This is a genomic window from Streptomyces sp. NPDC006294 (assembly GCF_042870895.1).
Classification (GTDB): Bacteria; Actinomycetota; Actinomycetes; order Streptomycetales; family Streptomycetaceae; genus Streptomyces.
The window spans coordinates 498,787-512,609 of the sequence record NZ_JBIAHV010000001.1; the positions used below are offsets into that span (position 1 = coordinate 498,787).

The following is a 13,823-nucleotide window of genomic DNA, read 5'->3' on the forward strand; positions in this document are numbered from 1 at the left end:
GGGGGGTACGGGCCACCCGCCGCGTCCACCGGGGCCCCGGCCGCTCCCTGCCCGCCTCCGTTCCGGTGCCGGTGGCGTCGGGCAGACTGGCTGGAAATGCACCACGTACGGGAGTGCCCACGGTGACCACTCGCAACGGAAAGCAACTGCCGCAGCCGGCCGGCTCCGGTCCCTTCGCGCCCGGCCGCGCGCGCCCGGCCGCGGCCACCTGCCTCGATCCCCTCGCGGCACTTCGGACGCCCGGCGATCCCGACTGCGACGTCTATCTGACCGGCAGCGTCTTCCTCGACATCATCTTCACCGGCCTCGACTCCGCCCCCGTGCGCGGCACCGAGTCGTGGGCCCGCGGGATGGGGTCCAGCCCCGGCGGCGTCGCCAACATGGCCACCGCCCTCGCCCGCCTCGGGCTGCGCACCTCCCTGGCCGCCGCCTTCGGCGACGACCACTACGGCGAGTACTGCTGGGACGCCCTCGAGCAGGGCGAGGGCATCGACCTGTCCCTGTCGCGCACCGTCCCCGGCTGGCACTCCCCGGTCACCGTCTCCATGGCGTACGAGGGCGAGCGCACCATGGTTTCCCACGGCCACGAGGCCCCGCCGCCGGAGCCGGCCCCCGACTGCCCGCCGCCCGCCCGCGCCGCGATCGCCTCCCTCACCCCCGGCGTCCGGGCGGAGTGGATCGCCCAGGCCGCCCGCAAGGGCACCCGGGTCTTCGCCGACGTCGGCTGGGACGAGTCGGGCCGCTGGGACCCGGACGACCTGGCCGACCTGGAGCACTGCGAGGCCTTCCTGCCGAACGCGGCGGAGGCCATGCGCTACACCCGCACCGACTGCCCGCGCGCCGCCGCCCGGGCCCTGACCGGCCGGGTGCCGCTGGCCGTCGTCACGCTCGGCGCGGAAGGCGCCTACGCCGTGGACGGCTCCACCGGCGAGAGCGCCGAGGTCCCCGCCATCCAGGTCGAGGCGCTGGACCCGACGGGCGCGGGGGACGTGTTCGTGGCGGGATTCGTCACCGGCACGCTGGCGGGCTGGCCGCTCGCCGACCGGCTCGCCTTCGCCGGGCTGACCGCGGCCCTGTCGGTGCAGGAGTTCGGCGGGTCGCTCTCCGCTCCGGGCTGGTCGGAGGTCGCGGCCTGGTGGCAGTCCGTCCGGGCCGTGCACGACCAGGACCCGGCGGCCCTGCACCGGTACGGCTTCCTCGAGCGGCTGCTGCCCGCGCCGGCCAGGCCGTGGCCGCTGCGCCGGGCGGTCCCCACGATCGGCTTCGGCCGCTCGGCCTGAGGCGGCCGCGCCAGTGCCTGCCCGGACCCGCGCCAGTGCCTGCCCGGACCCGCCACGGCGCCGGTCCCCTCCGTCACCGCCCGGATCCGCTCCGGTAAAAGCCTTCGGCCTTGTCAGTGGCACGTCGTACTCTGGATGTCCCAGAGGTTGTCGAGCAGCGAGAACCCTGCAACGGGAGGTATGTGCAGGCCACAGAGCCGGCCCATGACTCAGACACCGACAGACCAGACCCCCGCGCCGGGCCAGGCGCGAGCCCACTTCACCGTCCCGGCCAAGCACCCGATGGTGACAGTTCTCGGCTCGGGTGACGCCCTGCTGCGCGTGATCGAGAAGGCCTTCCCGGCGGCCGACATCCATGTCCGGGGCAACCAGGTCAGCGCGGTCGGCGACGCGCGGGAAGTCGCCCTGATCCAGCGCCTGTTCGACGAAATGATGCTCGTGCTCCGCACCGGGCAGCCGATGACGGAGGACGCAGTGGAACGCTCGATCGCCATGCTCAGGGCGGCCGAGGAAGGTACGGGCGACGCCGTGGCCGAGACCCCGGCCGAGGTCCTCACCCAGAACATCCTCTCCAGCCGCGGCCGCACCATCCGCCCCAAGACGCTCAACCAGAAGCACTACGTCGACGCGATCGACAAGCACACGATCGTCTTCGGCATCGGCCCCGCCGGTACCGGCAAGACGTATCTCGCGATGGCCAAGGCCGTGCAGGCGCTGCAGTCCAAGCAGGTCAACCGCATCATCCTGACCCGCCCCGCCGTCGAGGCCGGAGAGCGTCTCGGCTTCCTCCCCGGCACGCTGTACGAGAAGATCGACCCGTATCTCCGCCCGCTGTACGACGCGCTGCACGACATGCTGGACCCCGACTCGATCCCGCGCCTGATGGCGGCGGGCACGATCGAGGTCGCACCGCTCGCCTATATGCGTGGCCGGACGCTCAACGACGCGTTCATCATCCTCGACGAGGCGCAGAACACGAACCCCGAGCAGATGAAGATGTTCCTCACCAGGCTCGGCTTCGACTCGAAGATCGTGATCACCGGCGACGTCACCCAGGTCGACCTCCCCGGCGGTACGAAGAGCGGTCTGCGCCAGGTGCAGGCCATCCTCGACGGCGTCTCGGACGTCCACTTCTCACGGCTCACGTCGCAGGATGTCGTCCGGCACAAGCTGGTCGGCCGTATCGTCGACGCGTACGAGAAGTACGACGGCCAAAACGGGAAGTAGTCAGCGCGCACCATGTCGATCGACGTCAACAACGAGTCCGGAACCGAGGTCGACGAGCAGGCGATCCTCGACATCGCCCGCTACGCCCTCGCGCGGATGCGCATCCACCCGCTCTCCGAACTCTCGGTGATCGTCGTGGACGCCGAAGCCATGGAGCAGCTGCACATCCAGTGGATGGACCTGCCGGGACCGACCGACGTCATGTCCTTCCCGATGGACGAGCTCCGTCCGCCGGGCAAGGACGAGGAGGAGCCCCCGCAGGGCCTCCTCGGTGACATCGTGCTCTGCCCCGAGGTCGCCAAGAAGCAGGGCGAGGACGCTCCCACGCAGCACTCCATGGACGAGGAGCTCCAGCTCCTGACCGTCCACGGAGTGCTGCACCTGCTCGGTTATGACCACGAGGAGCCGGACGAGAAGGCCGAGATGTTCGGTCTGCAGGCCGCGATCGTCGACGGCTGGCGGTCGGAGAAGGGCTTCACCGGCCCGTCCCCGGCGCCGACCGTCTCATGACCGGCCAACTGATCGCGGGCGCCGTCGCGCTGGTCGTCGTCGCCTGGCTGGCCGCCTGCGCGGAGGCCGGCCTCGCCCGGGTGTCCAGCTTCCGCGCCGCCGAGGCGGTGCGGAACGGGCGCCGGGGCGCGCAGAAACTGGAGCAGGTCGCCGCGGACCCGACCCGCTACCTCAACGTCGCCCTGCTGGTGCGGGTGGCGTGCGAGATGGCGGCCGGAGTGCTCGTCACCTATGTCTGCCTGAAGGAGTTCGCGGAGACCTGGTCGGCGCTGCTCGTCGCCATCGCCGTGATGGTGCTGGTGAGTTACGTCGCCGTGGGCGTCTCCCCGCGCACCATCGGCCGTCAGCATCCCCTGAACACGGCCACCGCCTCCGCGTACGTGCTGCTGCCGCTGGCCCGCGTCATGGGCCCGGTGCCGCAGTTGCTGATCCTCATCGGCAACGCCCTGACCCCCGGAAAGGGCTTCCGCAAGGGGCCGTTCGCCTCCGAGGCCGAACTGCGGGCCCTGGTCGACCTGGCGGAGCAGGAGTCGCTGATCGAGGACGACGAGCGCCGCATGGTGCACTCCGTCTTCGAGCTCGGCGACACCCTGGTGCGCGAGGTGATGGTGCCGCGCACCGACCTCGTGTCCATCGAGCGGTACAAGACCGTCCGCCAGGCGCTGACGCTGGCGCTGCGCTCCGGTTTCTCCCGTATCCCCGTCACCGGGGAGAACGAGGACGACATCGTCGGCGTCGTCTACCTCAAGGACCTGGTCCGCAAGACGCACATCAACCGCGACGCGGAGGCGGACCTCGTCTCCACCGCGATGCGGCCGGCGGTCTTCGTGCCCGACACCAAGAACGCGGGGGACCTGCTGCGCGAGATGCAGCAGAAGCGCAACCACGTCGCCGTCGTCATCGACGAGTACGGCGGCACGGCGGGCATCGTGACCATCGAGGACATCCTCGAGGAGATCGTCGGCGAGATCACCGACGAGTACGACCGCGAGCTGCCGCCCGTCGAGGAGCTGGGCGACGGCCGTTTCCGCGTCACGGCCCGTCTCGACATCGGCGACCTCGGCGAGCTGTACGGCCTGGGGGCCGACGAGCTGGACGACGAGGACGTGGAGACGGTCGGCGGCCTGCTCGCCAAGGCGCTCGGCCGGGTCCCGATCGCGGGCGCGGAGGCGGTCGTGGACCTGCCGGACGGCCGGGCCCTCCGGCTGACCGCGGAGTCTCCCGCGGGCCGGCGCAACAAGATCGTGACGGTGCTCTCCGAGCCGGTGGAGCTGTCGGCGGAGGAAGGGGCGACGGGGTGACTCCGGAGGAACTGCGGGCGTTCTGCCTGGAATTCAACGCCGCGGTGGAGGAGTTCCCCTTCGGTCCTGAGACCTCCGTCTTCAAGGTGCTGGGCAAGATGTTCGCCTTGAGCGCGCTGGACGGCACCCCGCTGACGGTCAACCTCAAGTGCGACCCGGACCTCGCGGTCGGGCTGCGCGCCGACCATCCGGGCGTGATCGTCCCCGGCTGGCACATGAACAAGCGCCACTGGAACACGGTGACGGTGGCCGAGCTGCCCGACCGGCTGGTCCGGGAGCTGGTGGAGGACTCGTACGACCTGGTGGTGGCGGGTCTCCCGCGGGCGGAGCGGCTGCGGCTGGACCGGAGCTGAACGGGGAGCCCGGCCCGGCCAGGTGCGCAGTAATCCATGGCGGGACAGCCTCCGTTTCTGTGTATTCTCTGTGCGTCCAGGGGAGGGGGGAAGCTCCCCAAGAGCTCTTTTGACATGGGGAGATGACGCAATGCGTACCCGTATCCGCCGTACCGCCGCCGCCGTTCTGACCGCTTCCGCTCTCTGCCTCGTAGGCACCGCCTGCGGCGCGGAGGACGACAAGAAGCCGAGCGCTTCCAAGAGCGGCGACGCCAAGGGCTCGGCGAGCGACAAGCCCGCCGAGGAGAGCAAGTCCGTCGAGCCGCTGACGGAGGCCCAGATGAAGGCGTCCACCCTCGAGCTCGGTGACCTGCCGTCCGGGTGGAGCGCCCGCAAGGTTCCGTCGTCGACCGACGCCCCGCCCAAGGCCGACAAGCCCGAGTGCCAGCCGCTCGCCGACATGCTGGCCGCCGTCCAGGGCGCCACGGTGGGCGGTGACGTGGACTTCATCCAGGACGGCGGCGCCATCGAACTGGCCCAGCAGGTCTTCACCCTGCCGGGCACGGGCGCCGCCGACTACGTCAAGGGCATCGAGACCGCCCTGAAGAGCTGCACCACGGTGTTCGTCGACATGGAGGGCGCCAAGGTGCCCGTCAAGGTCGCCCCTCTCGACGCTCCGGACATCGGAGAGGCGTCCCAGGCGTTCACCATGGCCGTGGAGTTCGTCCCCGGCATCGAGATCAAGGCCAGCGTGGTCGCAGCCCACCAGGGCACCGGCGCCACCCGTGCCGTGCTCAAGCATCCCGGTAGCGACAAGGTGCAGAAGACCTTCCCGGACCTGGTCACGCTGGTCGGCGACAAGCTCGTCAAGGGCGCCCAGGGCTGACGCCGGTGCGGACTCGGGGCCGATCTATGCTCGTGGCATGACGCAGAGTTCCGACCTCGGCCCCGAGGACCGCAAGATCATCACTCTGGCGCGCAGCGCCCGGGCCCGTAACGGCGTGCCCGAGGGCGCGGCGGTGCGCGACGAGACCGGCCGCACCTATGTCGCCGGCACGGTGGCCCTGGACTCGCTGAAGCTCAGCGCGCTGCAGACCGCCGTCGCCATGGCGGTGGCCAGCGGCGCGACGTCGCTGGAGGCGGCGGCCGTCGTCTCCGAGGCGGACGCCGCCTCCGACGACGACCGCGCGGCGGTACGGGACCTGGGCGGGGCGGGGACGCCGGTGCTGCTCGCGGGCCCCGACGGGGAGTTGAAGGCCGCGGTCACCGCGGGCTGACGCGGGGCCCGGCCGGTGTTTCCCGCGGCCGCCGGAGCGTACGGGACGGAGCCCGGAAAGCCCCTCGGGGGCGCCCGGCGCGGGCGCGCGTGACCGAGCGCCCCCGACATCAGGGAGAATGGGCGCCATGAGCGCTCGTACCCAGTCTTCCGAAGCCCCCCATCGGGCCGGCTTCGCCTGCTTCGTCGGCCGTCCCAACGCGGGCAAGTCCACCCTCACGAACGCTCTGGTCGGCCAGAAGGTGGCGATCACCTCCAACCGGCCGCAGACCACCCGGCACACCGTGCGCGGCATCGTGCACCGTCCGGAGGCGCAGCTGATCCTGGTCGACACCCCGGGGCTGCACAAGCCGCGCACCCTGCTCGGCGAGCGGCTGAACGACGTGGTGCGCACCACCTGGGCCGAGGTCGACGTGATCGGCTTCTGCCTGCCGGCCGACCAGAAGCTCGGCCCCGGCGACCGCTTCATCGCCAAGGAGCTCGCCGGCATCAAGAAGACCCCCAAGGTCGCGATCGTCACCAAGACCGACCTGGTGGATTCCAAGACGCTCGCCGAGCAGCTGATCGCGATCGACGCGATCGGCAAGGAGCTCGGGATCGAGTGGACCGAGATCGTGCCGGTCTCCGCCGTGGGCGACAAGCAGGTGAAGCTGGTCGCCGACCTCCTGATCCCGCTGCTCCCGGAGAGCCCGCCGCTCTACCCGGAGGGCGACCTGACGGACGAGCCCGAGCAGGTGATGGTCGCCGAGCTGATCCGCGAGGCCGCGCTGGAGGGCGTGCGGGACGAGCTGCCGCACTCGATCGCGGTGGTCGTCGAGGAGATGCTGCCGCGCGAGGACCGCCCCGCGGACCGCCCGCTGCTGGACATCCACGCCAACGTCTACATCGAGCGCCCCAGCCAGAAGGGCATCATCATCGGCCCGAAGGGCAAGCGCCTGAAGGAGGTCGGCATCAAGTCCCGCAAGCACATCGAGGCGCTGCTGGGCACACCGGTCTTCCTGGACCTGCATGTGAAGGTCGCGAAGGACTGGCAGCGCGACCCGAAGCAGCTGCGGAAGCTGGGCTTCTGAGCCGAGCGCGGTAAACCGCCTGCGGCACCGGCTCAGGATCCTTCTTTGAGCACCAGCGAGATCAGATGCCGCTGTGCCTCGGTCAGCCGGGGATCGGAGCAGTAGACCGTGCGCCCGTCGACCGTGAGCTGGTAGCTGAACCCGTCGGGGACCCCGATGGGCGGGGTGTCCCGGCCCTCTGTCATCGCCTGTTCGGCCAGGGCGTGCATCTCGTCCGCGTCGGCCCGCCCCGAGGTGTCCACCTCGGCGTGACGCTCGATGCCGGCGAAGCCGCCCGTACGCCTTACCTGGATACGCATGGTTCCCGTTCTAGTACGGAACGGGGCCGGGCGACAGCCGGGCCGCCCGGCCCCGGTGTTCATTCGGACGTCTTGACGCCGACCTGCGACCAGGCCTTGAGCACGGCCTCCAGCTCCTCGCCGTCGCCGTAGCGCGCCTTCGCGGCGGCCGCCGTCAGACGGGCGAAGCTGCCGAAGTCGGCGTCCACCGTCAGCTCGCCGCCGGTGAGCACGTCGAACCAGATCTGTCCGGCCCGCTCCCAGGCGCGTCCGCCGAGCCGGGTGGCGAGCAGATAGAAGGCGTGGTTGGGGATGCCGGAGTTGATGTGGACACCGCCGTTGTCGCGGCCGGTGCGGACGTAGTCCTCCATCGTCGCCGGCTGCGGGTCCTTGCCGAGCACGTCGTCGTCGTACGCGGTCCCCGGCGCCTTCATCGAGCGCAGCGCCGACCCGGTGACCCGGGGCGCGAGCAGGCCGGCGCCGATCAGCCAGTCCGCCTCGTCGGCGCTATGGCCCAGCGTCCGCTGCTTGACCAGCGAGCCGAGCACGTCGGAGACCGACTCGTTGAGGGCGCCGGGCTGGCCGAAGTAGCTCAGATTGGCCGTGTACTGGGTCAGGCCGTGCGCCAGCTCGTGGGCGATGACGTCGACCGCGACGGTGAAGTCGAGGAACACCTCGCCGTCGCCGTCGCCGAACACCATCTGCTCGCCGTTCCAGAAGGCGTTCCCGTACTGCTCGTCGTAGTGGACCGTTGCGTCGAGCGGCAGGCCGGCGCCGTCGACGGAGTCGCGTCCGTACGCGGTCAGCAGTTCGAAGGTGGCGCCGAGTCCCGCGTACGCGCGGTTGACGGTGGCGTCCCTGACGGCCTCGTCGCCCTCGCCGCGTACCCGGGCGCCGGGCAGCGCGGTGCCGTTCCGCGCGTCGTACACGGTGCGGCGCGGGCCGTCGGCCGGGGCGGCGACCGGGCGTGCGGCAGCGCCGACCACGGTGGTCAGCCGGCGCCCGGTGCGGTGCGCGGCGTCGGCCTGGAGGGTGCGCCGGGCGGGGCCGGAGAGGGCGGGGTCGCCGGCGCGGGCGAGCTTGTCGAGGATGTGCGGCGGCACGATGCCGCAGAAGACCGGGGTGCGAATGTCCATGGAGGGCAATGTCGCAGCATGTGACGACACTGTCACGGAAAGCGAGTCCGGTTAATGAAATGGAGTGATAGGCCATATTTGCCCGTTACTGATCGGTCGTCCCGCATACTGGAACAGGGCCCATGCACCCGTCGAGGCTCGGTTAGTCTTCTTCGCATCATGCGTTTCGGGCTGCTTCTCCTTAGCTGCCGCGGTGAGGGCCTGTAGTCGATAGGCCGACCCCCTCCCCGCGGAGTCTGGTGCTGCTTCGACCCAGTCGGCCCCCTTCCCGCAGGATCAGAGGAGCCCCACGTCATGTCACAGTCGCAGTGGACCGGCCGTCCCACCCCGATCACGAACACGACGCACATGCAGAAGCCGTCCGGGATGCCGATCCACAAGTACGGCCGGTACGAGGCCGTCGAGATCCCCGACCGCACCTGGCCCGAGCGGCGGATCACCCGGGCCCCGCGCTGGCTGTCCACCGACCTGCGGGACGGCAACCAGGCGCTGATCGACCCCATGAGCCCCGCGCGCAAGCGGGAGATGTTCGACCTGCTGGTACGCATGGGGTACAAGGAGATCGAGGTCGGCTTCCCGTCCTCCGGCGAGACCGACTTCAACTTCGTGCGCTCCATCATCGAAGAGGGCGCGATCCCCGAGGACGTCACCATCTCGGTGCTGACCCAGGCCCGCGAGGACCTGATCGAGCGGACCGTGGAGTCCCTGGTCGGCGCCCGGCGCGCCACGGTCCACCTCTACAACGCCACCGCGCCCACCTTCCGCCGTGTCGTCTTCCGCGGCTCGAAGGGCGACATCAAGCAGATCGCGGTCGACGGCACCCGGCTGGTGATGGAGTACGCGGAGAAGCTGCTGGGCGACGAGACCGCCTTCGGGTACCAGTACAGCCCGGAGATCTTCACCGACACCGAGCTGGACTTCGCCCTGGAGGTCTGCGAGGCGGTCTGTGACGTGTGGCAGCCCGGCCCCGGTCGCGAGATCATCCTCAACCTGCCCGCCACCGTGGAGCGTTCGACGCCGTCCACGCACGCCGACCGCTTCGAGTGGATGTCGCGGAACCTGACCCGCCGCGAGCACGTCTGCCTGTCCGTCCACCCGCACAACGACCGCGGCACCGCAGTCGCCGCCGCCGAGCTGGCGATCATGGCGGGAGCCGACCGGATCGAGGGCTGTCTGTTCGGGCAGGGCGAGCGCACCGGCAACGTCGACCTGGTCACCCTGGGCATGAACCTGTTCTCCCAGGGCGTCGACCCGCAGATCGACTTCTCGCAGATCGACGAGATCCGCCGCACCAGCGAGTACTGCAACCAGATGGAGGTCCACCCGCGCCACCCCTACGCGGGCGACCTGGTCTACACCGCCTTCTCCGGCTCCCACCAGGACGCCATCAAGAAGGGCTTCGACGCGATGGAGGCCGACGCGGCCGCCGCCGGCAAGAGCGTGGACGACATCGAATGGGCCGTGCCGTACCTGCCCATCGACCCGAAGGACGTCGGCCGCTCCTACGAGGCCGTCATCCGCGTCAACTCGCAGTCCGGCAAGGGCGGTATCGCCTACGTCCTGAAGAACGACCACAAGCTGGACCTGCCGCGCCGGATGCAGATCGAGTTCTCCAGGATCATCCAGGCCAAGACCGACACCGAGGGCGGCGAGGTCACCCCGGCCGCGATCTGGTCCGTCTTCCAGGACGAGTACCTGCCGAACCCGGACAACCCGTGGGGACGCATCCAGATCCGCTCCGGGCAGACCACCACCGACAAGGACGGCGTGGACACGCTGACCGTCGAGGCGGTCGTCGACGGTGCGGAGACCGTGCTGACCGGTTCCGGGAACGGTCCGATCTCCGCGTTCTTCGAGGCGCTGAACGGCATCGGCGTCGACGTGCGCCTGCTGGACTACCAGGAGCACACGATGAGCGAGGGCGCGTCCGCGCAGGCCGCCTCGTACATCGAGTGCGCCATCGACGGTCAGGTGCTGTGGGGCATCGGCATCGACGCCAACACCACGCGCGCCTCCCTGAAGGCGGTCGTCTCGGCCGTCAACCGCGCGGCCCGCTGACACCCCCGTACTCCCGTGCCGGACGCCGGGCCTGCCCGCTCGTGAGCGGGTCCGGCGTTTTGCGGTGCTGTGCACGTAGTTGTGCCGGGGACCGGAATCAGCCATGTGGATCCGCACCTTCTCCGGGGTGCTGACGCGACATCGCCTCTGTGGCTAACATCACGTCAACGCGGCAGCGCTGCCGCAGCGTGATGGAGGTGCGACGTGCTGCCAGCCCGGGGAATGTCCGTCCGAAGACTTCGGGTATGCGGCATTCACACGTCGTGGAACACCGTCGGCGACGGCGAGTTCTTCTGCCCCGGCTGCGGAGGCGACCGCAACTACCGCCGCCGGACCGGCCGCCGCCGCTTCGCGGTCCTCGGCGTGCCGCTGCTGCCGCGCGGCATCGCCGGGCCCGTCGTCGAATGCGCCGCCTGCCACGGCCACTTCGGGACGGACGCCCTCGACCACCCCACCACCGGCCGCTTCTCCGCGATGCTCAGAGACGCGGTGCACACCGTCGCTCTCGCCGTCCTCGCCGCCGGCGGCACCTCCTCCCGCAGCGTCCGCGAGACCGCCGTCCACACCGTGCGCGCCGCCGGGCTCGACGACTGCACCGAGGACCAGCTCACCTCCCTCATCGAGGCCCTCGCCGCCGACACGGGCCGGTACGTCACGGACGCCGGGCCCTACGGCGCGGCGCTCGCCATCGAACTCCACGAGGCGCTCGAACCTCTCGCCCCGCACCTGGCCCCCGCCGGGCGCGAGTCGATCCTGCTCCAGGGCGCCCGGATCGCCCTCGCCGACGGTCCGTACACCCAGGCCGAGCGCGAGGTCCTCGCCACCGTGGGCGCGGCGCTGCAGCTGGACGAGACCGACACCACCCGCCTGATGGAGACGGCCCGCACCCCCTTCTGACCCCCTGCACTCGTTCGTACTCCCCGGGGAGTACGGGCGCGGACGTACCGCCCCGCGGAGTACGGCGCATCTCGCCCTCCCGTGCGACGAAAGCGCCTCCCCGCGACGGGACGCTGGTGACGCATCACGCCACCGGACGCCCGTACGAAGGGGAGACACCCATGGGGCCCGTACTGACCGCAAGCCGGAGACCTCCGTCCAAGCCGCCCGCCCGGCCGGGGGCCCGGCGGTCCGTGCCATGGGCCGTCGTGGTGCTGTGGGCCGCGGTCATCGCGATCGCCCTGCCCTTCGCGGGCGGGCTCGCCGACGCCCAGCGGAACAACGTCGTCGACCACCTGCCGGCGAGCGCCGACTCCACGCAGGTGGCCAAGATCGAGCAGGCCCTCCCCGGCGGGGGGTCGACCGAACTGGTCGTCGTCTACCACCGGGACGGCGGGCTCACCGCCGCCGACCGCTCCCACGCGCAGCAGCAGATCGACCGGATCACCGGCGCCCACCCGTTCGACGGCCCGGCGCCGCAGGGCGTCCCGTCCCAGGACGGCACCACCCTGATGTACCCGATGTCGACCACCGCGCCCGGCACCGACAACGACGCCCGCACCGCCCTCGTCGACGACGTGCGCGGCGAGTCCCTGCTGTCACCGGGGCCGACGTCCCGGCTGATCGCCCGCGTCCTGAGCGCACCGCGGATGCCGGAGGCGGGCGGCCCGGACGGTCTCACGGTCCGCGAACGCCAGGTCCTGGCCCTGGTGGCCCGCGGCCTGAACAACACGGAGATCGCCGAGTCGCTGGGTCTGAGTCCGCTGACGGTCAAGACCCATGTCAGCCGTAGCATGGCAAGCTGGACGCCCGGGACCGGGCCCGACTGGTCATCGTCGCCTACGAGCCGGGCTGGTGACGCCGGGAACGGGGTGAGCGGGCGCCGCGGGCCGGTTCAGGGCGCGATGTTGTGGTTGATCCGGAACAGGTTCTCCGGGTCGTACCGGCGCTTGACCGTCCGCAGCCGGTCGTAGTTCTGCCGGTAGTTGGCGCGCACCCGGTCCTGGTCGTCGGTGTCCATGAAGTTGATGTAACCGGCCTCCTCGGTGTGCGGACGCAGCGCGTGGTCGTACGCGCGGGTCCAGGCGACGTTGTGCTCGGTGTCGGCCGGATCGGGGTAACTGGCCCCGAAGGCGTGGGAGAACGCGGCGTCGCGGTAGGCGAAGGCGGTGTCCTGCGGGCCGACGCGGTGGCACGCGCCGTCGATCGGGAAGAGCACGGTGTCGCTCTCCATCGACGGAATCGTCTCGCCGTACGTCATATGGACGTCGATGGCGCCGTCGCTCAGGTCGCGGCTGAAGTTGCCCTTCCAGTAGTGGTGGAGACCGGGCGGCAGATCCTCGTCGAACAGTGTGTTGATCACCGGATACGGGATGCGGTCGAGGAACTGGCCGATGACCGGGCCGAGTTCGGCGAGGCGGCCGCGGATCGTGTCGTCCTCCTCCGGCGGGCCGCTGAAGCAGGTGACCACACCGCACACGGGGCGGCCGTGCCACCGTTCCGGCAGGAACGGGACCTGCGGCCCGAGGATCACGGCGAAGAGCGCGTTGAACTCCTCGGGGGCGCCGGCGATCATGTCCCGCCAGCGGCGCGCCACGTCGCCGTCGAGCGGATAGAACGTGGGGCCGCCGAGGACGACGTCCACCGGGTGCAGCCGGTACTGGAACGACGTGACGACGCCGAAGTTGCCGCCTCCGCCGCGCAGCGCCCAGAACAGGTCGGGGTGGTGCGCGGCGTCGCAGGTGACGAGGGCCCCTTCGGCGGTGACGACATCGGCGGAGACGAGGTTGTCGCAGCTCAGGCCGTAGCGGCGGGCGAGGTGGCCCATGCCGCCGCCGAGGGTCAGTCCGGCGATCCCCGTGGTGGAGACGACCCCACCGGTGGTGGCGAGGCCGAAAGCGTGCGTGGCATGGTCGAAGTCACCCCAGGTGCAGCCTCCTTCGGCGCGGGCGGTGCGGGTGACGGGGTCGACGCGGACCGCGCGCATCCGGGACAGGTCGACGACGAGTCCGCCGTCGCACGTGCCGTGGCCGGCGACCGCGTGGCTGCCGCCGCGGACGGCGAGCGGCAGGGCGTGGTCGCGGGCGAAGTGCACGGCGGCGATCACGTCGGCGGCGTCGACGGGGCGTACGACGACGGCCGGGTGGCGGTCGTGGGCGGCGTTGTAGACGCGGCGGGCCTGGTCGTAGTCGGGGTCGCCCGGCTCGATGACATCGCCGCGCACGGCGGTGTGCAGGGGCTCAAGGGCCAGGTCGGCCGGTTCGGTCGAGGGGGTGGTCAGCGCGGTCATCACGGCACCGGCTTTCGGGGTGGACGTGTGCGTTCTCATGGGCCCGGACGTGTCCGCGGGGCTCAATGAGCCGATGAGTCCGTTGTAGGCCGCGGGGCCCGGGCCGGGCATCGCCCGGACCGTCCACGT

Annotated in this window: 14 protein-coding genes; 11 read left to right on the forward strand and 3 right to left on the reverse strand. The window is 71.0% G+C overall.

The genetic code is table 11. From position 1 onward, the window contains the following. Positions 1 to 122: 122 nt before the first annotated feature. The 8 genes from ACFYOP_RS02185 to era all read left to right on the forward strand — a co-directional run bounded on the left by ACFYOP_RS02185 (position 123) and on the right by era (position 6,996). Entirely contained in the window at positions 123 to 1,280 is a 1,158-nt protein-coding gene (locus ACFYOP_RS02185; protein WP_356889959.1) for a PfkB family carbohydrate kinase, read from the forward strand. Between the two features lie 204 nt (positions 1,281 to 1,484). Continuing rightward, a complete protein-coding gene (locus ACFYOP_RS02190; RefSeq protein ID WP_356889961.1) occupies positions 1,485 to 2,507 on the forward strand; it encodes a PhoH family protein in 1,023 nt (340 codons plus the stop codon). Positions 2,508 to 2,519: 12 nt separating this feature from the next. Beyond that, the gene (gene ybeY / locus ACFYOP_RS02195) at positions 2,520 to 3,017 is read left to right on the forward strand and encodes an rRNA maturation RNase YbeY (protein WP_356889963.1); all 498 of its coding nucleotides are present in this window, start codon (positions 2,520 to 2,522) and stop codon (positions 3,015 to 3,017) included. Beyond that, the gene (locus ACFYOP_RS02200; RefSeq protein WP_356889965.1) at positions 3,014 to 4,318 is read left to right on the forward strand and encodes a hemolysin family protein; all 1,305 of its coding nucleotides are present in this window, start codon (positions 3,014 to 3,016) and stop codon (positions 4,316 to 4,318) included. Before ybeY ends, ACFYOP_RS02200 begins: the two co-directional genes overlap by 4 nt. Continuing rightward, on the forward strand, positions 4,315 to 4,671 hold the full coding sequence (locus ACFYOP_RS02205) for an MmcQ/YjbR family DNA-binding protein (protein ID WP_356889967.1): 357 nt from the start codon (positions 4,315 to 4,317) through the stop codon (positions 4,669 to 4,671). Before ACFYOP_RS02200 ends, ACFYOP_RS02205 begins: the two co-directional genes overlap by 4 nt. Positions 4,672 to 4,801: 130 nt before the next feature. Then, positions 4,802 to 5,536 (forward strand): hypothetical protein, encoded by a 735-nt coding sequence (locus tag ACFYOP_RS02210; RefSeq protein WP_356889969.1) that lies wholly within the window; start codon positions 4,802 to 4,804, stop codon positions 5,534 to 5,536. 37 nt (positions 5,537 to 5,573) lie between these two features. Continuing rightward, a complete protein-coding gene (locus tag ACFYOP_RS02215) occupies positions 5,574 to 5,927 on the forward strand; it encodes a cytidine deaminase (RefSeq protein ID WP_356889971.1) in 354 nt (117 codons plus the stop codon). Positions 5,928 to 6,054: 127 nt separating this feature from the next. Beyond that, positions 6,055 to 6,996: a GTPase Era gene (gene era, locus ACFYOP_RS02220; protein ID WP_356889973.1), complete on the forward strand. Its 942-nt coding sequence runs from the start codon at positions 6,055 to 6,057 to the stop codon at positions 6,994 to 6,996. Between the two features lie 32 nt (positions 6,997 to 7,028). Here era and ACFYOP_RS02225 read toward each other — a convergent pair whose 3' ends face one another. Together ACFYOP_RS02225 and ACFYOP_RS02230 are read right to left on the reverse strand one after the other, a co-directional pair. Continuing rightward, a complete protein-coding gene (locus ACFYOP_RS02225; protein WP_356889975.1) occupies positions 7,029 to 7,295 on the reverse strand; it encodes a protealysin inhibitor emfourin in 267 nt (88 codons plus the stop codon). Positions 7,296 to 7,354: 59 nt separating this feature from the next. Continuing rightward, positions 7,355 to 8,410: a M4 family metallopeptidase gene (locus tag ACFYOP_RS02230; RefSeq protein WP_356889977.1), complete on the reverse strand. Its 1,056-nt coding sequence runs from the start codon at positions 8,408 to 8,410 to the stop codon at positions 7,355 to 7,357. A 294-nt stretch (positions 8,411 to 8,704) separates the two neighbouring features. Here ACFYOP_RS02230 and leuA point away from each other — a divergent pair, with 294 nt between their 5' ends. From leuA to ACFYOP_RS02245, 3 genes are all read left to right on the forward strand, one after another. Continuing rightward, entirely contained in the window at positions 8,705 to 10,468 is a 1,764-nt protein-coding gene (leuA, locus tag ACFYOP_RS02235) for a 2-isopropylmalate synthase (RefSeq protein WP_356889979.1), read from the forward strand. A gap of 222 nt (positions 10,469 to 10,690) precedes the next feature. After that, positions 10,691 to 11,365 carry a TerB family tellurite resistance protein gene (locus ACFYOP_RS02240; protein ID WP_356890253.1) on the forward strand — a complete coding sequence of 225 codons (675 nt, stop codon included), beginning with the start codon at positions 10,691 to 10,693 and terminating at the stop codon, positions 11,363 to 11,365. A gap of 233 nt (positions 11,366 to 11,598) precedes the next feature. Next, the gene (locus tag ACFYOP_RS02245) at positions 11,599 to 12,378 is read left to right on the forward strand and encodes a LuxR C-terminal-related transcriptional regulator (RefSeq protein ID WP_388450644.1); all 780 of its coding nucleotides are present in this window, start codon (positions 11,599 to 11,601) and stop codon (positions 12,376 to 12,378) included. On the opposite strand, the gene ACFYOP_RS02250 is transcribed toward ACFYOP_RS02245, so the two are convergent. Continuing rightward, the gene (locus ACFYOP_RS02250) at positions 12,300 to 13,694 is read right to left on the reverse strand and encodes an FAD-binding oxidoreductase (RefSeq protein ID WP_356890255.1); all 1,395 of its coding nucleotides are present in this window, start codon (positions 13,692 to 13,694) and stop codon (positions 12,300 to 12,302) included. The two genes, ACFYOP_RS02245 and ACFYOP_RS02250, sit on opposite strands and share 79 nt — an antisense overlap. Positions 13,695 to 13,823: the final 129 nt, after the last annotated feature.

What these genes read in the sequence shown, in the direction of transcription:
- ACFYOP_RS02190 (WP_356889961.1), top strand. Translation starts at nt 1,485, where the DNA reads ATGACTCAGACACCGACAGACCAGACCCCCGCGCCGGGCCAGGCGCGA.
- ybeY (WP_356889963.1), top strand. Translation starts at nt 2,520, where the DNA reads ATGTCGATCGACGTCAACAACGAGTCCGGAACCGAGGTCGACGAGCAG.
- ACFYOP_RS02200 (WP_356889965.1), top strand. Translation starts at nt 3,014, where the DNA reads ATGACCGGCCAACTGATCGCGGGCGCCGTCGCGCTGGTCGTCGTCGCC.
- ACFYOP_RS02210 (WP_356889969.1), top strand. Translation starts at nt 4,802, where the DNA reads ATGCGTACCCGTATCCGCCGTACCGCCGCCGCCGTTCTGACCGCTTCC.
- ACFYOP_RS02215 (WP_356889971.1), top strand. Translation starts at nt 5,574, where the DNA reads ATGACGCAGAGTTCCGACCTCGGCCCCGAGGACCGCAAGATCATCACT.
- era (WP_356889973.1), top strand. Translation starts at nt 6,055, where the DNA reads ATGAGCGCTCGTACCCAGTCTTCCGAAGCCCCCCATCGGGCCGGCTTC.
- ACFYOP_RS02225 (WP_356889975.1), bottom strand. Translation starts at nt 7,295, where the DNA reads ATGCGTATCCAGGTAAGGCGTACGGGCGGCTTCGCCGGCATCGAGCGT.
- ACFYOP_RS02230 (WP_356889977.1), bottom strand. Translation starts at nt 8,410, where the DNA reads ATGGACATTCGCACCCCGGTCTTCTGCGGCATCGTGCCGCCGCACATC.
- leuA (WP_356889979.1), top strand. Translation starts at nt 8,705, where the DNA reads ATGTCACAGTCGCAGTGGACCGGCCGTCCCACCCCGATCACGAACACG.
- ACFYOP_RS02240 (WP_356890253.1), top strand. Translation starts at nt 10,691, where the DNA reads ATGTCCGTCCGAAGACTTCGGGTATGCGGCATTCACACGTCGTGGAAC.
- ACFYOP_RS02250 (WP_356890255.1), bottom strand. Translation starts at nt 13,694, where the DNA reads ATGACCGCGCTGACCACCCCCTCGACCGAACCGGCCGACCTGGCCCTT.